This window comes from Rossellomorea sp. ABR4_004 (genome assembly GCF_056159585.1).
Genome location: NZ_JBSWVM010000002.1, coordinates 370,171 through 392,610 on the forward strand (window position 1 = coordinate 370,171; position 22,440 = coordinate 392,610).

19 protein-coding genes are annotated in these 22,440 nt (G+C 44.2%); 12 read left to right on the plus strand and 7 right to left on the minus strand.

Translation table 11 applies throughout. From position 1 onward, the window contains the following. Nucleotides 1-10: 10 nt before the first annotated feature. Nucleotides 11-2,338: an RNA polymerase recycling motor HelD gene (gene helD, locus ACXAF2_RS14690; protein WP_475139721.1), complete on the minus strand. Its 2,328-nt coding sequence runs from the start codon at nucleotides 2,336-2,338 to the stop codon at nucleotides 11-13. 406 nt (nucleotides 2,339-2,744) lie between these two features. On the opposite strand from helD, the gene ACXAF2_RS14695 reads away from it, so the two are divergent. From ACXAF2_RS14695 to ACXAF2_RS14710, 4 genes are read left to right on the plus strand one after another with little or no spacing between them, the layout of a single operon-like run. After that, nucleotides 2,745-4,268: a spore germination protein gene (locus ACXAF2_RS14695; protein ID WP_475139724.1), complete on the plus strand. Its 1,524-nt coding sequence runs from the start codon at nucleotides 2,745-2,747 to the stop codon at nucleotides 4,266-4,268. A 26-nt stretch (nucleotides 4,269-4,294) separates the two neighbouring features. Further along, nucleotides 4,295-5,488 carry a Ger(x)C family spore germination protein gene (locus ACXAF2_RS14700; RefSeq protein ID WP_475139725.1) on the plus strand — a complete coding sequence of 398 codons (1,194 nt, stop codon included), beginning with the start codon at nucleotides 4,295-4,297 and terminating at the stop codon, nucleotides 5,486-5,488. Between the two features lie 6 nt (nucleotides 5,489-5,494). After that, the gene (locus tag ACXAF2_RS14705) at nucleotides 5,495-5,728 is read left to right on the plus strand and encodes a hypothetical protein (protein WP_475139727.1); all 234 of its coding nucleotides are present in this window, start codon (nucleotides 5,495-5,497) and stop codon (nucleotides 5,726-5,728) included. Between the two features lie 17 nt (nucleotides 5,729-5,745). Continuing rightward, a complete protein-coding gene (locus ACXAF2_RS14710) occupies nucleotides 5,746-6,861 on the plus strand; it encodes a GerAB/ArcD/ProY family transporter (RefSeq protein ID WP_475139728.1) in 1,116 nt (371 codons plus the stop codon). A 135-nt stretch (nucleotides 6,862-6,996) separates the two neighbouring features. Here ACXAF2_RS14710 and ACXAF2_RS14715 read toward each other — a convergent pair whose 3' ends face one another. The 5 genes from ACXAF2_RS14715 to ACXAF2_RS14735 form a co-directional block, all read right to left on the minus strand. Further along, nucleotides 6,997-8,316: a D-serine ammonia-lyase gene (locus ACXAF2_RS14715; RefSeq protein ID WP_475139729.1), complete on the minus strand. Its 1,320-nt coding sequence runs from the start codon at nucleotides 8,314-8,316 to the stop codon at nucleotides 6,997-6,999. Between the two features lie 208 nt (nucleotides 8,317-8,524). Continuing rightward, nucleotides 8,525-9,454 carry a DMT family transporter gene (locus tag ACXAF2_RS14720; RefSeq protein ID WP_475139731.1) on the minus strand — a complete coding sequence of 310 codons (930 nt, stop codon included), beginning with the start codon at nucleotides 9,452-9,454 and terminating at the stop codon, nucleotides 8,525-8,527. Further along, complete coding sequence (locus ACXAF2_RS14725) at nucleotides 9,451-10,686, minus strand: amidohydrolase (protein ID WP_475139733.1); 1,236 nt, start codon at nucleotides 10,684-10,686, stop codon at nucleotides 9,451-9,453. The genes ACXAF2_RS14720 and ACXAF2_RS14725 overlap by 4 nt, the downstream gene beginning before the upstream one ends. A gap of 18 nt (nucleotides 10,687-10,704) precedes the next feature. Continuing rightward, nucleotides 10,705-11,949: an amidohydrolase family protein gene (locus ACXAF2_RS14730; protein ID WP_475139734.1), complete on the minus strand. Its 1,245-nt coding sequence runs from the start codon at nucleotides 11,947-11,949 to the stop codon at nucleotides 10,705-10,707. Nucleotides 11,950-12,018: 69 nt separating this feature from the next. Next, entirely contained in the window at nucleotides 12,019-13,539 is a 1,521-nt protein-coding gene (locus ACXAF2_RS14735; protein WP_475140413.1) for a glutathione ABC transporter substrate-binding protein, read from the minus strand. A gap of 239 nt (nucleotides 13,540-13,778) precedes the next feature. On the opposite strand from ACXAF2_RS14735, the gene ACXAF2_RS14740 reads away from it, so the two are divergent. The 8 genes from ACXAF2_RS14740 to ACXAF2_RS14775 all read left to right on the plus strand — a co-directional run bounded on the left by ACXAF2_RS14740 (nucleotide 13,779) and on the right by ACXAF2_RS14775 (nucleotide 21,340). Beyond that, nucleotides 13,779-14,684 carry an ABC transporter permease gene (locus ACXAF2_RS14740; protein ID WP_475139736.1) on the plus strand — a complete coding sequence of 302 codons (906 nt, stop codon included), beginning with the start codon at nucleotides 13,779-13,781 and terminating at the stop codon, nucleotides 14,682-14,684. A 16-nt stretch (nucleotides 14,685-14,700) separates the two neighbouring features. After that, nucleotides 14,701-15,621, plus strand: a complete 921-nt coding sequence (locus tag ACXAF2_RS14745; RefSeq protein ID WP_113970311.1) for an ABC transporter permease — start codon at nucleotides 14,701-14,703, stop codon at nucleotides 15,619-15,621. An 11-nt stretch (nucleotides 15,622-15,632) separates the two neighbouring features. Beyond that, nucleotides 15,633-16,628, plus strand: coding sequence for an ABC transporter ATP-binding protein (locus ACXAF2_RS14750; RefSeq protein WP_475139738.1), 996 nt, complete (start codon nucleotides 15,633-15,635; stop codon nucleotides 16,626-16,628). Further along, nucleotides 16,625-17,605 carry an ABC transporter ATP-binding protein gene (locus ACXAF2_RS14755; protein ID WP_475139739.1) on the plus strand — a complete coding sequence of 327 codons (981 nt, stop codon included), beginning with the start codon at nucleotides 16,625-16,627 and terminating at the stop codon, nucleotides 17,603-17,605. Before ACXAF2_RS14750 ends, ACXAF2_RS14755 begins: the two co-directional genes overlap by 4 nt. Nucleotides 17,606-17,674: 69 nt before the next feature. After that, entirely contained in the window at nucleotides 17,675-18,439 is a 765-nt protein-coding gene (locus ACXAF2_RS14760; RefSeq protein WP_475139741.1) for a sensor histidine kinase, read from the plus strand. Between the two features lie 16 nt (nucleotides 18,440-18,455). After that, nucleotides 18,456-19,145 carry a response regulator transcription factor gene (locus ACXAF2_RS14765; protein WP_475139743.1) on the plus strand — a complete coding sequence of 230 codons (690 nt, stop codon included), beginning with the start codon at nucleotides 18,456-18,458 and terminating at the stop codon, nucleotides 19,143-19,145. Nucleotides 19,146-19,149: 4 nt separating this feature from the next. Further along, the gene (locus ACXAF2_RS14770) at nucleotides 19,150-20,451 is read left to right on the plus strand and encodes a hypothetical protein (protein ID WP_475139744.1); all 1,302 of its coding nucleotides are present in this window, start codon (nucleotides 19,150-19,152) and stop codon (nucleotides 20,449-20,451) included. Nucleotides 20,452-20,626: 175 nt separating this feature from the next. Continuing rightward, nucleotides 20,627-21,340 (plus strand): Dph6-related ATP pyrophosphatase, encoded by a 714-nt coding sequence (locus ACXAF2_RS14775; RefSeq protein ID WP_475139745.1) that lies wholly within the window; start codon nucleotides 20,627-20,629, stop codon nucleotides 21,338-21,340. A 162-nt stretch (nucleotides 21,341-21,502) separates the two neighbouring features. Here the strand turns inward: ACXAF2_RS14775 and ACXAF2_RS14780 are convergent, their stop codons facing one another. Further along, nucleotides 21,503-22,351 carry an STAS domain-containing protein gene (locus ACXAF2_RS14780; protein ID WP_475139747.1) on the minus strand — a complete coding sequence of 283 codons (849 nt, stop codon included), beginning with the start codon at nucleotides 22,349-22,351 and terminating at the stop codon, nucleotides 21,503-21,505. Nucleotides 22,352-22,440 lie beyond the last annotated feature (89 nt).

Genomic DNA, 22,440 nt, shown 5'->3' on the forward strand with positions numbered 1-22,440 from the left:
TAGTGACAATTTATGACTGCTCGTAACTATATAGGTCAGCTTCGATGTGTTCAAAGAATGGGCTCGGTTCGCCTACGCTGAATAGCTGCAGCTCATGCATGGCTCTTGTGCAGGCTGTGTAGAATAAACGGCTGAGGCTTTCGTCACCATATGATCGGGCGGATGCATCATAAAGGATGACGGCGTCAAATTCGATCCCTTTTGCTAGGTATGCCGGGATGACGATCACACCCTGTTCGTATTCAAGGGAAGCGCTTTTCATGAGCTTGATGCCTTCCACACCGCTTAAGGAGGCGTATGCGGCTTCACTTTCTCTCGCAGATTTACAAATGACGGCAATAGAATGATAGTCCCGGTCCTGGCATTCTTCTATTTTCGCTACAATTCGGCGGTGAAGTTCCTCCTGATCTACGACCTTGGTGAGCACCGGTTTTTCTCCGTCCCGGTCAAATGGCGATATCTGCTCGCCACCAGGCACAAGCCGGCGTGTGAACTCGATGATCGGTTTGGTGGAACGGTAGCTCTGATTCAGGTTGATCACGTTGGTTTCTTCCTGTCCGTAGAGTCCTGTCAGTGTGCTGAAATCCACGTGCTTACGGGCATGGGCAAAGATCGCCTGATTAAAGTCCCCGAGGACGGTCATTTTAGCCGATGGAAACAGACGCTTGATGAACTCGAATTGAAAAGGTGAGTAGTCCTGAGCTTCGTCGATGAGCACATGCTTAATCGACGTATTGGTCTGAAAGCCGAGAATCAGCTCTTTTAACAATAAAAAAGGAGTCGCATCCTCGTAGGACAGTTCCCCTTCCTCGAGCATGCTCACTGTAGAACGGCAAATATCCTCCCACTCTTCAGGGATCTCCCCAGCCCATAATGCAGAAATGTTTGCCGGATCTGCAAAGAGCTGATGATACATTCCCTTCACGTCCACATATTGAAATCTCCCGATAACTTTTCGCAGTCCCTTGAATTTCCTGCGAACGATCAATCGGGCCAGCGCCTCATACTCAATCTCATAATCATTCGAAGGATTTTTCTTCTGCAGGTGCTGATGCGCTTTGTGATAGTCCTCATTGCTCATCAGTTCTATTTCTTCTTCGACCCAAGGCTTGCTACGTTCAAGCTTCTCTGCTTCATCGATCTGTTTATTGATCCACTCGGTCAATTTTTCCAGCCTGTTATGAAATCGCAGTGACGTATCACTGGTATAAAATCGTTCCTTTATTTGTCTGGCTGTGACGATCGGCTTGCCACGAAACTTAATTCCTTTGAATCGCATCCCTGATTCCTCCAGCGATATTCTGTAAAATTTAATGATGTCAAAGAAATCCGTCGATGCCTTGAAGGAGATACTCGCCGTCCTGGTCCGGTACAACGGGGCACCCGTTTCAGTCAGGACATATTCCAATTGACTGTATGGTCCCTCCAGCTCGAACTCCGCACTCAATCGATGATCCAAATATTCTTGAAAGGTCACCTGCTCCATATTCTCTTCACCAAGCTCAGGTAATACGTTCGATACATAGCTGTTGAACATGGCGTTCGGGGAGAACAGAATGATTTGATCAGCCTTGAGACTGCCACGATATTTATATAGTAAATACGCAATCCGCTGAAGGGCGGCAGATGTTTTCCCGCTGCCCGCTGCACCTTGAACAATGAGGAGCCGGCCGTGATCGTGCCTGATGATTTGATTCTGCTTCTGCTGGATGGTCGCCACAATGCTGTTCATATGGGTATCGGTCCGTTTCCCAAGCACCTCCTGTAAAATTTCATCCCCAATCGTCAGGCTGGTATCGAACATGGAGTCGATGACGCCGTCCCGGATAAGATACTGCCATTTTTTCTCCAACGTCCCTCCGATTGTCCCACCGGGTGTGGTGTATTCTGCGGGACCTGGCGGATAATCATAGTAAACGCTTGAAATCGGAGCACGCCAATCATAGATCAGGAAGTCATCACCACTTTCATCCGTGAGGGTGGAAATGCCGATATAGACCTTTTCAGGTGCCGTCTCTCCTTCTTCGGTAAAATCAATGCGTCCAAAATAAGGCTTGCCCTTCATGCGTTGTAGAGCAGATAATTTTTTTACTGCCTGCCTGTGAGTGCTTTGACTGACGGTCAACACTTGTGCCTGCTGCCTCAAACTGAGGACGGTTTCCAGAAAGTCATCGAACGTATCCGTATTCACCTTGACCTCATCCCAGAAGTGTTTGCGTATCTCCACCACGTCATCCTGGCGCCGTCCTGTTTCATCCTCCAGGCGTCGGATTTGCTCCACAATTGTCTCAATGACACGGTCCACACGTTTCTGCTCCTGCCGAATTTCAAGATTCATCCAAGCACTCCTTTTCGTAAAAAATTGAGGGTTGACGAAAGAGTAAATTATGTTATATAATTATTATTGAGGTAATATGTTTTAATTTACTCAATTTAAGTGTTTCTGTTCTAATTTATCATAAATATGCACTCAAATCAATATAAACATGCAGACTGCTGGACGAATCAATTTTGTCCAGCAGTCTTTTTTGTATTTCCTCCTATTTCTTCTGAGAACATGATTCAGTGATAATCGGTTTTCTTCATGGTCTGGTTTAGCATGCCTCACTTGCTCCCTACTCTCTTCTAATTTCTGTAATAATAGCAGAATTTCTTGAAAGAAAACAATTACCAATCATTCTCTGAAAATGAATATTCTCCTTCAGTCGAGGAAAGCTACTAGAAATGATTCATTAGGAGCGGTCATGATGCACGGTAGAAGGAAGAACCAAGAGACATCACGAGGGTCCATTGATGAGCTAGGCGAATCAACAACACCTGTTAAACCACTATCTAGCGACTTATCTGAAAATATCAGGGATATAAAAAAGGTGTTTGGCCAAACTTCAGATTTGCGGTTTAGTGAATGTTTGATCGATGACGTGGAAAATCAGTGTGCCAGCTTAGTCTATTTAGATGGGATGGCTGATCACACAATGATAGAAGAGTTCAAACTTGCTCTCATTGAGCTGGATTTAGACGGGGATATTTCAAGCTCTTCAATACCTGGGGATACACAAGAGGTGGAATGTTTTGATCCACTCATTCAATCAATTTTGTCGGGAGATACTCCTATTCTGATTGATGGCATCGCGAAAGGCTTTGTTCTGAAAACATCCAGCCAAAAGGTGAGAGACGTTTCTGAATCGTCAGCCGAGCAGGTAGTAAGAGGTCCCAAGGAAGCTTTCACTGAAACACTGCAAACCAATACCGCTCTTATTAGAAGGAAAATAAAGGATCCCAAACTTTGTAGTATCGCGAGGAAAGTAGGTCGCTCAACTCAAACCGATGTCTCCATTCTATATATCAATGGGGTGGCAGATGAAAGTATTGTCAAAGAGGTGCTGCAACGGATTGACCGTATTGACATTGATGGCATATTGGAAGGGAATTACATTGAAGAATTAATAGAGGATCAATCCTACTCCCCGTTTCCCACTATTTATAATACGGAAAGACCAGACGTAATAGCTGCGGGGCTTTTGGAAGGGAGAATCGCCATATTAGTGGATGGAACCCCCTTTGTATTATTGGTTCCCGCCCTATTCGTTCAATTTTTCCATTCAGCAGAAGATTTCTATCAAAGATGGGATATCGCAAGCCTCATCCGAATATTGAGGGTGTTCAGCTTATTTGTTTCTCTCCTTGGTCCGTCCCTCTATATTGCTTTAAGTACCTATCATCAAGAAATGCTGCCTACAAACCTGCTGATTAGTTTAGCTGCCCAACGACAGGGTGTTCCTTTCCCAGCATTATTCGAAGCCATCTTAATGGAAATCACGTTAGAAATTTTAAGGGAAGCTGGAATCCGGCTGCCGAAGACCATTGGTCAAACCGTTTCGATTGTTGGTGCTCTGGTGATCGGCCAAGCCGCGGTTGAAGCAGGATTTGTCTCACCTGCCATGGTAATCGTCGTATCGTTCACCGCCATCTCGAACTTTATCATACCTTCTTATAATCTCGCTATTTCCATCCGGATTTTGAGATTCCTATTTATGATAGTGACAGCCACTCTCGGCTTATACGGAATGGCTTTAGGATTGTTTGTCGTGTCCATCCACTTATGCAGTTTACGTTCCTTTGGGGTTCCTTACATGTCCCCTATAGCACCATTTATCAAGCAGGATCAGAAAGATACACTGTTAAGACTGCCTCGAAAATATATAGTGACACGACCACGCTTGATTAGTCAGAAAAACATTGTACGTCAGGGAAAAACTCCTGAATGAAATGGCAACAAGGAAAGGTGAAGTTAATGAAGTGGAAACTACTTATTATATTGACTATATCCTCTCTATTCCTAAGTGGTTGTTGGAATAGCAGAGAGCTTGATGAAATTGGGATTGCAGTGGCATTAGGGATTGATAAAGCAGGAGATAAGGTTCTTGTATCCGTTCAATTGGTGAACCCAAGTGAAATTTCTAGTAAGCATTCAGGAGAGGGCAAAGCTCCCGTCGTCATTTATCAAGAAACTGCAGATACTGTATTTGAAGCACTTAGAAAAATGACCAAGACCGTTCCTCTTAAAACGTTTTTTCCACATCTGAGAATACTAGTCATCGGTGAGGAATTGGCGAAGGAAGGTATTGCAACATCAATGGATTTGCTTGCACGAGATCAGGAGTTTCGCCCTGATTTTTACGTCGTGATTGCAAAAGGTCATGAAGCTCATCAAGTACTGAAAATGCTAGTACCCGTAGAAAAAATCACAGCTCAAAACCTGTTCCATAAGTTAGAAACATCATCAAAAGTTTGGGCTCCGACGGTCGCTCAAACAATCGGGAAATTATTTGATGATTTCATGAGTCCCGGCAAGCAAGCCGTTATCACAGGAGTACAGATTCTTGGTGACCCCGATATTGGAGAATATTCATCAAACCTCGAATCAGCTGATCCTCCTGTCCGTTTGCAATATACCGATTTAGCTATCTTTAAGGAGGACAAACTTCAAGGATGGCTTAACGAATCGGAAAGTAAAGGATACAACTATATCGTCGGAAATGTCAAAAGCACCGTTGTGAATGTCCCATGTAGTGAAGAAGGGGAAGTATCCATCGAAATTCTGAAAACGAAGGCAGAAATTTCCAGTAAATTCTCTAAGGGGAAGCCTTCCATTGAAGTCAATCTAAAGACAACCGGAAATGTTGGAGAGGTTCAGTGTGAAATGGATTTTAAGAAAGCAAAAACGATTAAAGAATTGGAAAATCAAGTGGAAAGAGATATCAAGGATAAGATGCAGCAATCGGTCAAGACGGCGAAAGAAAACTACCAGAGCGATATATTCGGGTTTGGTGAAGTGATCCACCGGAAGAACCCTGAGTTTTGGCAGGAAAATAAGAAGGAATGGGATGATCATTTTACTGAATTACCGGTAACCATTAAGGTAAAAGCACAAATCCGGCAAACCGGGAAACGAAATCACTCGATTGTGAATCAAATAAGGGAGTAAGTAATCATGTGGAAGATACTTGGAATATGTGTCGTATTACTTGTTTTCGTCTATATAGATGGAATCTCTCTATGGAAACATCACCATTTTAGAGCATTATGGACATTTTTCATTCTTATGGCTATTGGAACAGGATTGTTGATTTATCAAATCTTTATCGGTCCCATCGCTACTCCATTAAAAGCGATTGACTATATCCTCAAACCAATCACAGACTCTTTTTATAAACTATTCGAATAAAGAAAGGGGGATCGAACATGTTAGAGAAAGGAAAGATAAGCCTCAGGCAATTTACAGTATTAGTCCTGTTCTATACGGTTGGCAGCACCATCTTAATCATCCCCTCCATCCTCACATCCGGTGCAAAGCAAGACGCCTGGATATCTGGATTTATTGGATTAGGAAGTGGTGCAGCTGCCATTTTTTTATATTCCACCTTGGCATCCAAGTTCCCTGGAAAGAATTTTTCTCAGATCCTTGAAGCACTACTCGGCAAGTGGTTGGGAAAAATGATGTCGCTTCTATATTTCTTTACCTTTGTTTTTTTATTATGTTTGTTTGTTCTTCGGGATATCGGTGACTTCATGGTATCGGTGATGATGGTTGAAACGCCGATCGAAGTCATTCTTCTTACCTTTTTAGTGGTGGTCATCTTCGCTGTCAGACAAGGACTGGAGACCATTTCCCGTACAGCCGAATTATTTTTACCATGGATCCTTTTGCTATTCTTGATATTAGTATTCGCCGTTGCTCCCCAGATCGATTTCAAGTATGCTCAACCCGTTCTGGAATTTGGTCTTAAACCTGTAATGAATGCAAGTATTTCTTTTCTCACGTTTCCGTTCTTAGAATTGATTGTGTTCTTAATGATCATCCCCTATGTCAATACTCAAAAGATCAGAAAAGGCTTTTTAACAGGCACATTCATTGGCGGGGGAAGTCTGATCCTGATTTCCACCCTTTCTATCCTTGTCATAGGGGTTGGAGAAACAACCGATAGCGTCTATTCAAGCTATGATTTAGCCAAGCAAATCAACTTAGGCGGTTTTATTCAACGAGTGGAAGCGATGATGGCGTTCCTTTGGTTTACAACTGTTTTCATGAAATTGACGATCTTAACCTATACCGTGTCACTTGGTCTCGCTCAAACATTTGAATTGCATGATTACAAAGTTCTTACACTTCCATTCGGTTTACTCATGTATGTATTATCCATCGATTTATTCCCAAATATCTCATTTATGATTGAATTTACCGAAACCATGCAGATCTACGTCTTACTCTATGGATTGGTTTTCCCCGTTGTACTGATCATTGTCACCTATATTAGACAAGGTCGTTCTCTAAACCTTAATAAAATCCCACCGGGGTGATTCTTCTGACAGGGCATGCAGAGGTCCGTCTCTCCAAATCTCACAGGGTCCCTGGCTCTTTTCCCTTAGAGAACTGTGAATCAGGGGACCTTTCCATATGGAATGGATTAATATTTAGAGGTCCGTCCCTCTGCATTATAGGAATCCCCTCCCCTTAACAACATAGCTTTCCATAATTGCTGCAGGCACCAAGTCCCCGCCTGTCGCCCACACTAGATGAGTCGCTTGATTTAATTGATTACTGGTTAACGAAAGTGTTTCAAGATGCTTTCGTATCTGCGGGGAAGTTGGCCCCAGCATCCCCGCAAGCGCGGAAGGCTCTAAGGAAATGGATTCTGATTTCTGTAAAAGAGCCAGCATTCTAAATAGGTTCTCATCGTTCACAGTATACACGCCGTTCACCAGTTCCTGCACCATCCTTCCAGCTAATGCTGAAGGGCGCCCCACTGCCAGTCCATCGGCTTCTGTCCGATTGCTTAATCCTATATCCCGGACAGAAATGTTTTCATGCTTGCCAGTCGAAAGCCCAAGAAGCATACATGGAGAATTGGTTGGTTCAGCAAAGTAGCAATGAACATGATCGCCAAATACATGCTTCAATCCGTACGTCACTCCTCCGGGACCGCCTCCAACACCGCATGGCAAATACACGATTAATGGATGATCCTTATCGACCGCAATCCCCTTTTCTTCAAACTGCTTTCGCAAGCGCAGTGCAGCGACTGAATAACCCATGAAAAGATCCTTCGAATTTTCATCATCAATGAAAAAACAATTCGAGTCCTTCACACATTGCTTTCGCCCCTCTTCAACGGCATAGGAGAAATCATTCTGATGCTCGATCACCATTACTCCTTTTTCTCTGAGAAGCTCCTTTTTCCACTCTTTCGCTTCACGCGACATATGAACCGTCACATTGAAACCAAGAGCCGCGCCAATAGTCCCGATACTTAAGGCTAAGTTTCCCGTCGAACCTACCGCAATGGAGTACTGTGAAAAGAATTCCTTAATCGAGTGATCGGCTAACACGGAATAGTCATCCGTCAATTGAATCATTTCGTGGTCAAGCAAAAGTGTTTCTGCAAGTTTCAGTACTTCGTAGATGCCTCCCCTTGCTTTAATGGATCCTGCAATGGGCAGCTCATTATCACATTTCAAAAGTAGCTTTCCAGGTATAGTGGAGTGATAAAACTCCTGTAGTGCCAGCTGCATACCCGGAAGCCTTTGGGTAGGGGATTCAATAATCCCGTCCTTCTCTTCTGTCTCGGGAAATACGTGTCTTATGTATGCGGCAAACCGGAGAAGCCTCTTTTCGGCTTCATAGATATCACTCCCGTCTACAGGGTTTGTATTAGAATTAGAGCAGGATATTAGTGAAGAGTTTGACCAAAAGGTTTCTTTCATTGATTTCAAATCTGAAAGTAATGCTGGGTTTAAGCCATATGTATGTTCCATCATTCATCCCCCTCTCAATTTACGTATCATTCTACAGAAGTTTTAGCGCCTTTAGAAGTTTAATGTTGACTATTTATTGAAAATGAAGAATATGGATGAATCAGCATAACACTCTTTGTAGAATTCTATAATTTTTTATCAATTTCCGGGGAAATAGTTGTAGAAATTTGGAGGACAAGGCGACCGCCACCTCGTCCCGTAGGAATTATCATAGTGTTTTTGAGTTTGTCGGGACAAGGTGCCTGTCCCCCTGTCCCATTCGATTGGAATGGAGAGCCATTGTGACGCTTAATAGTATAGTGATTGCCCCGATCATTTGCATAGGGCTTACCGATTCTTTCAAGACAATGTACCCGACGACCATTGCCACAAACGGTTCTATATTCAGGAGCAGGGATGTATTCGTAGAGCCGACTTCTTGTATGCAGTGATTCCAAATCAGCGGGCATATCCCATGCATGATGATCGCTGTGAAAATAAGCAGCATCCATATACTGAAGGGGACGGACCTCAGAAAAAAAACGTCGGAGAATGGCAAAAACACGGTCATCAAGATGAACCCCACCATGGTCGAATAAAAGGTTAATAGAATAGAAGAAAGATGCCTTGCATATCGTTCCACAAGAATCATGAACACTGAAAATGTAAGCATCGTGAGGAAGATATAGCCTTCTCCCATACCGATCACGAGGGTCCCCTTCTTCATGATGACCAGAAGCACGCCGAAAAAGCTGAGAAGGCTCCACATCCAGAAAAACGGGCTTTTGCGTTCCTTAAATACAGCCGAATTGATAAGGGATGTACAAATGGGAGCCGTAGCCAGGATCAAGGCAGCCGTTACGGGTGATGCCGTGGTCAAGCTGGCATAGAAGCTCCAGTGATTCAAGGTCACGCCAATGAAACCGATGAAGAACAGGGGGACGATCATGGATTTCAACGAAGAAAGTTGTCTAATTGGCTTGAAGAACACTATTAGCAGGAACAGAGTAATAAAAATAAGCCGTAGAAAAGCGATTTCCATCGGCTTGAAATATTGCACTAATATCGCACCGAAAATAAAATTACTTCCCCAGCAGATCACACAAAAAAGGAGGCCCATGTAGAGATACACGGGCTTTCCATTTACCTTATCTTTCATTTCACCAGCTCATGGGTACTCCAGAGAGACCCATATACCACTTTCCCTTTGTTCATCACGGCCAGTCGTTTCGGTCTTCTGGCAACGACCTCTGCTGATGAAGCGGCGTCAACAAATATAAAGCTTGCATCATCTTCCACTTTCGGCCACATGTATTCACCTGTTTTCGTCAATGCCGTCGTTCCGCCCGTTATCCACTTCAGACTGTCCCTTAAGGATACTTCATCGCTTCTTCTTGTCACCTGTCCGTATTTATACACTTTCTCTAACACGTCACCGTGCCCAAGCGGACTCCAGGAGTCATAGAATCCATCACACCCAAGATGGACCTTCACCCCATGATCATCCAGGAGCTGGATTGGCGGAAGGGACTTTGTCAAAGGAATGGTCGACATGATCGAAACGCCATTTCCCCTCAAACGCTCTGCCAATTCAATTTGTTTCACTACCGGCACCTCCCCGATACAGAAGGCATGGCTGATGGCTGTTCGGTTTTGCCAGTTCGTCTCTTCCACCATATCGATCCACTTATCAATCGTGTAAGTTCCTACATGCCCGCTATCGTGTAGGTGGATGTCTACATCCACGTTGAATTCTGTCGCGATATTCATGGTTTCATAGAGTGACTTTTCAATCGAGTTATCGATCCCTGCAGGGTCGAGTCCCCCTACCATGGTGGCTCCATTTCGCATCGCTTCTCTCATCAATGTCGGCACGGAATCTCTTAATAATCCATGCTGCGGGAAGGCAACGATATCTGCGGTGACAGCATGTTTATACTCGTCCAATGCCTCGATGACACCCTCAAGGTTCTTCAATCCAATGTATGGATCAATGTTTACGTGCGTGCGGATATGCGTTGAACCATTTGAAAGGATCTCCTCGATCATCCGTTTCGCTCTTTGTTTGGTCGTTGGTGCGAGTTCTGTCAGCTCCACTGCTTCAAACTGCAGTCTTTCTTTCAGATTTTTAACGGGCTTCGTCGCTTTCCATCCAAGGGATAGATAGGTTTTGTCTAGATGATTATGCATTTCTTTAAAGGTCGGAATGGCCAGGTGACCTTTCACATCATAGACTACATCAGCATTCTCGGGTATGGATTGTGTATGAGGCAGCTGTTGGACGATTTTCCCTTCCTTGACCCCGAGATGAAAAGTCTCTGTTTTCGTTTCGATCATTCCCTCAGTTTCGATATTTCCTACTTCAAGCTTCACATTTTTCAGCCAGATCATTGAAACGTCTCCCATCTATTATTTATTAATCAGTACGGATTCAGAATGAGGCAGCACCACTTTTTCCCCGTTCTTATAAACAGAATCAATTTTTGCTCTTCTTGCCACTGCTTCCGCTGAACAGCTTGCTTCCACCAGGACAAAGTCTGCTGCGTCCCCCACTTGAGGCCACACTCGTTTTCCTGCGTCATCCAACGGCGTGATACCTCCGGATGCATATTTCCATGTACGGTTGATGGAGTACTCATCGATCAGTCTGAATCGTTCAGCAAGGATATTCAGCTTCTCGATCGTATCCCCGGTTCCAAAAGGTGACCAGTGATCGGTTAAGCTGTCATGACCGACGGATACCTGTAAACCGTACTGATCCAGAGTCGGAACCGGAATGGTTGGACGGTTAATCGGAATCGTGGTGGTAATATCAATCTCTTGATCTTTCAGAATGGACATCATGTCTGTAAGAGATTGCCCCTCAAGATCTCCAAGTGCAATGGCATGACTGATTGTGACACGCCCTTTCAAGTTAGCTTCCTTTGTAAAATCTGCAAGACGTTCAAAGGTAAAGGCGCCAAGTGTGTCGGGGTCATGAAGGTGAATGTCGACACCGGCATTATGCTCAGTGGCAATATCAAACGTCGTATAAAGCGAATGATCGATATGACGGTCCACTGTCGCCGGATCGACTCCGCCAACAAGGGTGGCACCATTTTTCATGGCTTCCCGCATCAGTTCCACTGAATGGCTGCGCAGGAGTCCATGCTGAGGAAACGCCACAATGTCATAAGTGAGCTGATGTTTATACTTCTCTAATGCTTTAACGGTGACTTCAAGGTGCTTTAAACCGGAAGTCGGTTCGATGTTGCAATGCGTCCGGATGTGAGTGTGGCCATTTTGAAGCAGCAGCTCAATCATTTTTTCAGCTCTCTCCTGGGCGTAAGGCAATTGCTTAGGCAGCAGCTCCTGTTCTTCTTCTATTCTTGTAAAAATACCTTTTGTGATCGGACGGCACGCCTTCCATGGACCACTGTAATAGGTTTTATCGATATGGATGTGCATTTCACGGAAGGAAGGCAGGATCAATTTCCCTTTGGCATCCAATACAACTGCTCCAGCTTCAATCTCAGTTTCGTCTTTCGTGATGGCCGTAATCTTTCCCCCTTCTAATTTGACATGGGCAGATTCAGTAAGGGTTCCTGTCACGACTTCATTCTCTTTCTCAAATCCCGTTTCTATTCTCACATTTTTCATCCATACTGTTTTCATCAAATCAGCCTCCAAGATTTAGTGTTTAGTAGGTTACGGATGGTGCTCATCCACTATCCGTAACTTTTACTATTCGATCGTTGCGTCATTCACCATTAAGTAGTTGGCAGCACTCAACCAGAAATCCTTCACTTCATTGTTGTACACTGCTAAATGCTCGTAGTTTCGAATTGGAATGTATACCGCTTCTTCCATTTCAATGGTCATCGCTTCTTCATATAATGTCTTTCTGACTTCAGGGTCCACTTCTTTTCTTGCCTGCTCGATGAGATCATCGACTTTTTCATTGGTGTAATAGAAATGGTTTCCTGGTGAACCGTGGGAAGCAGAGTGGAACAAGTTGTATTGGTTGTAGTCTCCATCACCGGTTGCATTCCCCCAACCGCCGATAAACATATCTTGTTCTCCTGTGTCTACGGCTTCAATATACGCACCATATTCAAGCACTTGAATATTGACTTTGATCCCGATTCCCTTCAGTTGGGACTGAATGACTTCTGCCATATTGATCCGTTCTTTACGGTCACTTGTAATCAGTGTCAGTTCTAGACCTTTCTCAAATCCAGCTTCTTTCAAAAGCTCCTTTGCAGAATTCGGGTCATACTCATATGGTTTCACGTTTTCACTATGACCGAATACTTGTGGACTCATGGCGGCATTCGCTAATGTACCCACTCCGTTATAGACACCTTTAATGATCGCTTCTCTTTCAATAGCCATGGAAATGGCCTGTCTTACCTTTACATTATCAAAGGGCTCTTTCTGAGTATTGAATCCGACATACTCTACGGCTAACCCTTCTGTTCGATACAGATTCAATGTGTCAGAGCTTTCGATGCGCTCGATTTCAGTCACGGGCACTTGATCACTGATATGAGCTTCACCCGTTTCAATCATCGCTAATCGCGTAGCGTCCTCTGGTACAACCTGAAACTCGATTCCATCAATATTCGGCTGTTCTCCCCAATACTCTTCATTTTTTTCAAGGGTGATGGACTGACCTGATTTCCAGGATTCGAAAGCAAATGGCCCGGTTCCGATCGGGTGTTTAGCAAGACTTTCAGGATTTTCTTTCACGGCTTTCGGGCTCATGATGCTTCCTTCGTTACTTGCAAGGATCGATAAGAGAGGTGCATAAGGAGCATCTAGCTTGAACTGCACTTTATATTCATCCAATACGTTGATTTCTTTGATCATCCCGAGTTTATCCTTTTGAGGAGACCCGGTGTTAGGATCCAGTAAGCGGTCGAACGTTACTTTGACTGCCTCTGCGTTAAATTCAGAACCGTCGTGGAACATGATTCCTTCATTTAATGTGAATTCCCACGTCGTATCGTCCGGCTGCTCCCAGCTTTTCGCCAGTGACGGAACAATGTTCATTTCTTTATCAAACGTCACAAGGCTCTCGTACACCTTTTGATAAAGTACATTGGCGGACGGAATATCTGTGATGAAGTGGGGGTCCAAATTGGTTGCATCGGATAATCGGACGACCTTCAGTATTCCGCCTTCTGATTCACCGCCTTGTTTGCTTGCGGTTTCACTTTCTACATTACTTGTTGAACACGCCTGGGTGATGAGCATGACCATCACGATCAATAATCCTGCGATCCCCCTGAAATACTTCTTCTTTTCTTTCAATTCCTCCACTCTCCCTTTTCCGTATTGATGGTGCCTATCTGCATTATAAAAAAGAAAACAGTGAATGATTTTCAATATCTTTACCAACTTTTTAATTATTTTGACAATTCAAACTTATCACCTTCCTTTTCCACCCCTCTTCCTCTATCTTTGAATTACACAAATCATTTCAATGAGGAGGAAACGTCATGTCGACAGAACTTAAAGTTCAAGAAATTCAATCACCCATACTCGATTCAAAACCGAGCGTTTTTGAAAAAAGGGTCAAACCCTTCTGGGACACCTTTTCGAAAAACAAGGCAGCAGTGGTTGGTGGAGGAATCATTCTCTTCTATATTCTCATTGCCACATTTGCTCCTTTACTTGCTATTTATGATCCTTATGACATTCAACTGGACAATAAACTCCAGCCCCCGAGCACAGAACATTGGATGGGAACTGATGATAAAGGACGGGATATCCTTGCAAGGATCCTTTATGGCTCCCGCCTTTCAATGGGGGTCGGTTTTGCCGCAGTCGGCTTCGGTGCTTTCTTTGGCATCATCATGGGGTTGATTTCAGGGTTTTACGGAGGATGGATCGATACCTTTATCAGCAGAATCCTGGATGTCATGCTTGCTTTCCCTGGGATCCTATTGGCTCTTGCGATCATCTCTGCCCTGGGACCAAGCCTTGTGAATGTCATGATTGCCGTCGGGGTGTTCTCCATCCCTTTATTTGCAAGGGTTGTCCGGGGATCGACGCTCGAAACGAAGAAGCTTGAATATATCGATGCCATCCGGTCACTTGGAGCCAATGATTTCATCATCATCTTCAGGCATATCCTGCCGAACATTTTATCTCCCATCATCATTCAAGGATCCTTGCGGCTTGCCACCGCCATCCTTTCAGCAGCGGGATTATCTTTCCTTGGTTTGGGCGCACAGCCTCCTTCACCTGAATGGGGTACGATGTTGTCCAGTGGAAGGGACTTTTTATTCACAGCTCCCTACATCGCCCTCTTCCCGGGGTTGGCGATTTCCATTCTCGTACTCGGCTTTAACCTGTTCGGGGACGGACTTCGGGACGCACTTGATCCGAGACTGAAATCATAATAAGGAGGAATAGCAAATGATATTGTACATTTTCAGAAGATTAATAGAAATCATCCCCGTCATATTCGGTGTGACCCTGGTTGTCTTTCTCATCATGCAGATGGTCCCCGGAGACCCCGCTATCATACTTGCAGGGGAAGGGGCATCGAAAGAAGCCATCAACCAACTACGGACAGAGCTCGGCTTGAACCGCCCTTTGTATGTTCAATATGGAGAATACATCATGAATGTCTTCCAGGGTGACCTTGGACAATCTCTGAAGAGCCAACAGCCTGTCATCCAGGAAATCATGACCCGCTTACCGATCACGATTGAGCTTGCCTTTTACAGTATTCTCATTACGATTGTCCTTGGAATGACCGCTGGGATCATATCGGCAGTCAGACCATACTCTGCTACCGATATTTCCGTGATGATCGTCGCTTTATTAGGGATTTCCCTTCCAAGCTTCTTCCTAGGTCTGCTATCCATCTACTTATTCTCTGTCAAACTTCAGCTTTTACCTGTAGCAGGATGGGACAGCATGCTGCACATCATTTTACCGGCCTTTACGCTCGGGGTCGGAGGAGCTGCCATCGTAGCCAGAATGACCCGATCCAGCATGCTTGAGGTCGTAAGGCAGGACTATATCCGTACTGCTCAGGCAAAGGGTTTGAAAAGCTTTGCCATTATCTATAAGCATGCCCTGCGCAATGCATTGATTCCCGTCATCACCGTAGTCGGCCTTCAGTTTGGGGCACTGCTCGGAGGGACGGTATTAATCGAATCCGTCTTTGCCATCAACGGTCTCGGCCGGATGATCGTTGACTCGATCCGTACACGTGACCTACCGATGGTTCAAGGCGGAGTACTGGTCGCATCCCTGGTCTTCGTGATCGTCAATCTATTCGTAGACGTTTTATACCGATTCTTTAACAAACGAATTGAACTTAACTAGGAGTGGTTGTAATGAGTAAAAATGTGGTCTTGGAAGTAAAAAACTTAAAAACCCATTTCACGTCGAAAAAAGGAGTGACGAAAGCCGTGGATGGAATTGATTTTGTCCTTCACGAAGGCGAGACGCTGGGGATCGTAGGAGAATCAGGCTGTGGAAAAAGCATGACCTCCCTTTCGATTCTTCGTCTTGTCCCCTCCCCTCCCGGAAAGATAGTGGACGGCACCATTGAATTGAAAGGAAAGGACATCCTTAAAATGTCCGATTCTGAGCTTAGAAAAGTGCGCGGAAACCAAATTTCTATGATATTCCAAGAGCCAATGACGTCATTGAATCCTGTCATACCGGTCGGGGAGCAGATTGCAGAAGCTGTTCGCATCCACCAAAAGCTCGGGAAAAAGGAAGCATGGAAGAAAGCGGTCGAAATGCTCGAATTAGTAGGCATCCCTTCTCCTGAACAAAGGGCGAAACAAGAGCCTTTTCAGCTGAGCGGCGGAATGAGGCAACGTGTCATGATCGCCATGGCACTTGCCTGCAATCCCGAAGTCCTGATTGCGGATGAGCCGACTACGGCACTGGATGTGACGATCCAGGCACAAATCCTTGAGCTGATGAAGGACCTTCAGAAAAAGCTGAATATGGGAATCATCTTCATCACACACGATTTAGGAGTGGTAGCCGAGCTATGTGACAAAGTAGCGGTTATGTATGCCGGACAGGTGGTGGAATATAGTTCGACGGAACAATTATTCTCCAATCCGAAGCATCCCTACACAAATGGGCTGCTGTCTTCATTACCGAAATTGCATGAAGACCAGGCAGAGCTGGAAACGATGCCGGGAAGTGTCCCTTCCCCCTATGACATGCCAAAAGGCTGCCGTTTTTCTCCCCGTTGCGCATTGGCGACCGCACGATGTCACAAGGAAGAGCCACAGCTCAATTCCTCGAAGGATGGCAGTCAAATCAGATGTTTTCTATATAATGCCGAGAAAGAGGTGCAGATGACATGACCGCTTTGATGACAGAGAAAAAACCTATTTTAGAAGTGAAGGGCCTGAAACAGTACTTCCCTATCAAAAGGGAGTCGTTGTTCCAGCCGAAACAAGTGGTGAAAGCCGTGGACGATATCACCTTCACGCTGTATGAAGGGGAAACCCTCAGTATCGTAGGTGAGTCCGGCTGCGGTAAATCGACAACCGGCCGTGCGATCTTACAGCTGGATAAGCCGACGGAAGGCAGCATCCAATACAAAGGAATCCAATTGAACAGTCTATCCAAAAAGGGATTAAGAAATATGAGGGGCGATATCCAGGTCATTTTCCAGGATCCGTTTGCCTCCTTGAATCCGAGACAAACCGTCAGAAAGATCCTGAAGGAAGCCATGACCATACAAAAAGTACTGCCCCCTTCCAAGCATGAAACTCGAATGAAGGAATTATTGGACTATGTGGGCCTCCCGATTACATCACTCGACCGTCTCCCCCACGAATTCAGCGGCGGCCAGCGACAAAGGATCGGAATCGCACGGGCATTGGCGGTCAATCCGAAAGTACTCATCTGTGATGAAGCCGTATCGGCACTGGATGTATCCATTCAGGCACAAATCTTGAACCTGTTAAAGAAACTTCAGAAGGAATTGAAATTGACGTACCTCTTTATTTCCCATGATTTAAGTGTTGTACGTCATATATCAGATCGGGTGATTGTCATGTATCTGGGGAAGGTTGTCGAGATCGGGACAAAGCATGAGCTGTTTGACAACCCTACTCACCCTTATACCAAAGCATTGCTTTCAGCCATCCCCGTACCTGATTTTTCTAAGAAAAGAGAAAGAATCCTTTTAAAAGGGGATGTCCCTTCCCCATTGAATCCGCCGTCCGGATGTAAGTTTCACACCCGCTGCCCTCTGGCAACGGATTTGTGTAAAGCAGAACTGCCTCCCATGACCGGTCATGGGGAGCATTTCACAAGGTGCCATTATGTCTAAACATATTTTCAGAATCTTAGTTTTCTTATAAAATAGAAAGTATGACTCACCACTTTAGGAGTTCTTCACATGATTACACAAGAATCCTTTTCATTTTATATCATGCTGTCCGTATTAGCCCCAATCATTGGGGCTTTTAGCTTATTGTTTCTCTTTCTATTTGAAAAACGTCTGGATCAACTGGAGAAAGAAAAGAACGAACTGCTTCTGAAACAGGAACTTCAGGAAGCTAAATACAACCAACTGAACCAACAGATCCAGCCCCACTTTTTTTTCAATACACTTAATGTCATCCTGAGCCTGGCACGTTTGAATCGCAAGGAAGAACTGATTTCTGCCATCGAGGTGCTTTCCAAATACTTTAAGTTCAAATACAAACAGACTGACCCATTGATCACCATGGAGGAGGAAATCCAATACACCCGATATTATCTCGACATTCAAAGGTTGAGATTCAGAGATCGGCTCGATGTAGTGTGGAGCGTGGAAGAGAGCTGCAAGTCTTCCCTGGTCCCCCCTTACCTCCTGCAGACCGTTGTTGAAAACGCCTTTAAGCATGGACTTGAAAAGCATCCCGGACAAGGTAAGCTGATCATCATCCTGAATGAGCAAAGGAACAAAGTGTACTTAGAAGTATGGAACAGCTCATCAACCACATTGGAAGCGCTAGATGTTCAAAAGGACGACCGTGGAATTGGATTACACAATATCCAGAAGCGATTACAGATGCTCTTTCCGAAGGAAGAAATCCTCATTCAGCTGAATGAAGAAGCCAAAGGAACGAGTGTCCAGATCTTCTGGCCTCATATGACCAGAGAAGACACGATTACTTGATGAAGGAGGAAGCCCCATGCATATTTTGCTCGTTGACGATGAGCCCCTTGAACTGGAGCAGCTCAACTACATGATTCACGAAAAATATCCTTACTGGACGATTCATACAGCCGCGGATGCGTCACAGGCGTTAAAGATCCTGACGGAACATCCGATTCGTCTTACGCTCCTCGACATTCAACTGCCCGGTAAATCAGGGATCGAACTCGGGATTGAAATGAAGAAATATGACCATATCGACATCATAATGGTCACGGCCTACCAATCATTCGATTATGCACAGGCCTCCCTGCGACTCGGGGCAAAGGATTATTTGACAAAACCGATTATTGAGGAAGAATTATTCAAAGTTCTCGACCACTATAAATACGCATCCATCCAATCCCATATCGTGCAGGAAGCGTTAACGATCATCCATGAACAATACAGCGATAAGCTTTCCCTTTCTTCATTGGCGAGCCAGATCCATATCAACGGTACGTACCTGAGCAGAAAATTTCATGAAGAGATGGGGATCAGCTTCTCTGAATACCTGAATGATTTCAGAGTCCAGGCCGCACAGCGATTACTGCGGCAGGATACAGAAAAGTCCATTTCTTCTATTTCTGAAGCGTGCGGATTTAGCAGCCAGCACTATTTCAGTTCATTATTCAAGAAGCAAACAGGATACACTCCAAGGGAATATCGGATAAGAGAGAAGGTATGAAGCAATGAAGGCACGAACGTATCGTGAGTATATACAAGGAACGATCACGTTTGGAGTAGCGTATGGAGTCGTTTCGCTCCTGGCAAGATGGGTGACCGGCAATACAATTTTGTCCTCTCCTGAAACACTCGTGAAATATGGACTGCTTGGTGGAATTGGCTACGCCATGATGGGAGCCACGGCTCTCTTTCTATTCGGGTGGATCACGCCCTATATCAGGGAACGATTCCCAAACTCCAAGACTCTGGGGGATGTATTGAAAGAAAGGCTCCATGGCCAGTCATACTGGTTCGTCATGTGGGTATTGCTCCTGACAAGCCTGGACTCCCTGCTCATACAAGCACTGGGGGCAGGTGTGTTATTTCATTTTCTATTAAAAACACCTATCTATGTAGGGTTACTCGTATTCTTTTTATACTGCTTCCTGTTGTCCATAGGAGGCATGAAGCAAATCCATCGCTTTGAAGGGATTCATATCTCGTTTATTTTCGCAGCCATCATCCTGATTCCCGTTTATTTTTTTATCCAAAAAGGTATTTTTCCCGTTTATGATGGATTGCTTCTTTATCATCCCTACTTATTATTTCTGAAACATAATGAAATCACCTTGTTCATTCTTACCGCATTTCTGATTGGATTCGGACAAGTATTGATCGACCGGGCGAGCTGGCAGCGGATCTATATCATTGAAAAATCCAAGGTCCGAACATCCTTTATGATGGCCGGGATCATATGGGCGACCATTCCCCTTGCCTTCACCGCGATTGTACTGATTGCGGTTTATGGGCAGGGCTTTGAAAACATTTACTCCATATTGAGTCAGCTGGTGGAGAAAATCGACTCATTGTTCCTGCTTCTATTATTTATCGGCTGCTGCTTCAGTGCCATTGCCTCCACCGTGGGGGCCGAGCTCCATGCCACTTCAATCATGGTCATCCGCAATATGCTGAACCACAAGTTCGATTGGAGTGAAGACCAGCAATTGAAAAAGACCTATTTGGTCTCCGGTGTGCTTTCCCTTTCACTCTTTCTCATCAGCTCGATCTTGTCACCGAGCCTGATGGAGCTTATCTTCTTTTTTGCCCAGGTGTATGCAGCCATCATTCCGACCATGCTGGTGGTCATCTTTTATAAAAAAATGATCCCGATGCTCCTTCCTTATTGCTCATTGATAGGCTTAGGGACCGGGTTACTGTCCCTCCTAAGCTATAATTCAATACAATCGACCTGGATCAGCTTTTTCGTGTCGAGTGGGTTAGTGGTGATATCACTGGTGATTAATGAGATTCGGATTCCTAGAAAATGAGACCATACTCGTAATGGTACGAGTAAGAGAGTCGTCAAATAGGCGACTCTCTTGTCTTTATGGACTTAGACATCTACTAGTATGATGTTATCTATATAGCCTCATCGTGGTAGAATGATAGAAACGATGAAATCAGTTAGAAAATATGTAAAACGATTTAGGAGGAAAGATAAGAATGACAGAATCAAAGGAATGGAAACATGGTGCTCGCGGGCATTCATTCATCACGTCGTTTAGCGGAGGAAAGGATAGTGTTTTAGCTCTATATAAAGCATCGAAGGATGGAGAGGCGATCGGCCTGATCGTGATGCTGGAGGAAGAAGGAAAACGTTCCAGATCCCACGGGATGCCTCCGGAGCTTATCCGTGCACAAGCAGAATCGATCGGATTGCCCGTGTTCACAGCAGCTGCCAGTTGGACAAATTATGAAGAAGCCTTCATGACCCTTTTAGAAAAAGCAAAGAATCAAGGGGCAGAAGTGTTAGTGACGGGAGACCTGGATATGCCTGAACACGGCTGCTGGCATGAAAAAGTGGCGAAGAACGCAAGGCTAAAGCTCGGGATGCCTTTATGGGGAATGAACCATCGTGAAGCTGTCGAAGAGTTCATCAGTCTGGGATTTGTATCCATTGTTGTAACGGTTAATTTATCCCTGGGTATGCGCCCGGACGATTTAGGGCGAACGTTAACCCACGAATACATAAAGGAACTTGAAGCCCGAGGGATCGATCCATGCGGAGAAGGTGGAGAGTTCCATACCACAGTAGTGGATGGGCCGCTTTTCAAACAACCTGTTCCCGTTATAAAACGTGAAATTATGAAAGATGGAGATTATGCTTTTTTGCCACTGGATCTGGATCAAGTGGCGGATAGTCGCTTTAGAAAGTAACACTGCATGATTATTGAACAATGAAAAAGCTGGAGATCAGGTCATTGATCTTCAGCTTTTCCCCGTTTTCTGGAATAACAGTCTTTTGTTAGTTTATATCATTAGAGTCACCATTCAATTAATCATTCTTTTGTTTCTTTTTATATAAATAAAATTTTAAAATTAATTTTGAACTCCTAATTCCAACACTAGATGTTCTTTGAGTGTTTGCTGCAATGTACACTTTGTCTCTATTTGACTGTCAAATGCCACTCCTGTATCAACTATTTTTCTGACAAGCTCTACCCGCAGGCCTGTAAGGATTGGTTTGCATCCCATCATATTTATTCCGTTTAAGATCTTCTCAAATTGAAAAATGACATCCGGTTCCATTTCCGCAATACCGGATAAGTCTATAATAAGGGTTTGAATTTTCATAGAACTGATTCCCATCAACACTTTTTCTCCCAGTGTATGGACACGATAGGTATCTATCATTCCAATTAAAGGCAATACCGAAATTGAGCTATTGATCGGGATAATAGGGACAGATAGATTTTCCACCAGTTTTTTCTGCGACAATAGCAGTTCGTCTTTGTAATCAGAATAACTGATAAAGAAATTATTCAGGAACTGATCAACGCTGTCATTTATTCTTTTTTCCAAATCAAAGAATTTCTTTCGAGGAAATTCTTTGTCCTCATTTTGATTATCATATTGATAAAGGAAATACCATAAAGTTCTTCTAATTGCATGTACCCATTCCAGTTTGAATGCAAGTGTGAGAGAATGTTGCGCCCATGCAATACCCTCTATTTTTGCAAATTCAACCAGCTCTTCTTCTTTATTTTCAACAATATAGTGAGCTAAAATCTTTGCATTCTTTAATAAATCGATGTTTCCTTTTTCTAGAATATCATTGATTTTGCTACTAACATTAACAGCTTCAGATAAGAGTTTTTGCTCAAAATCCTCTCTGTTAGCCGTTAGAAAACCCGCTATTCCTTCCTTATTATGGAATACATTACTCATAGTAACACGCTCCTTTTTTTTTACGGATATATTCCTTATTCGTTTCTATGAATGAAAACCCTTCAAAACAAAGGTTTCAAATAGAAAAT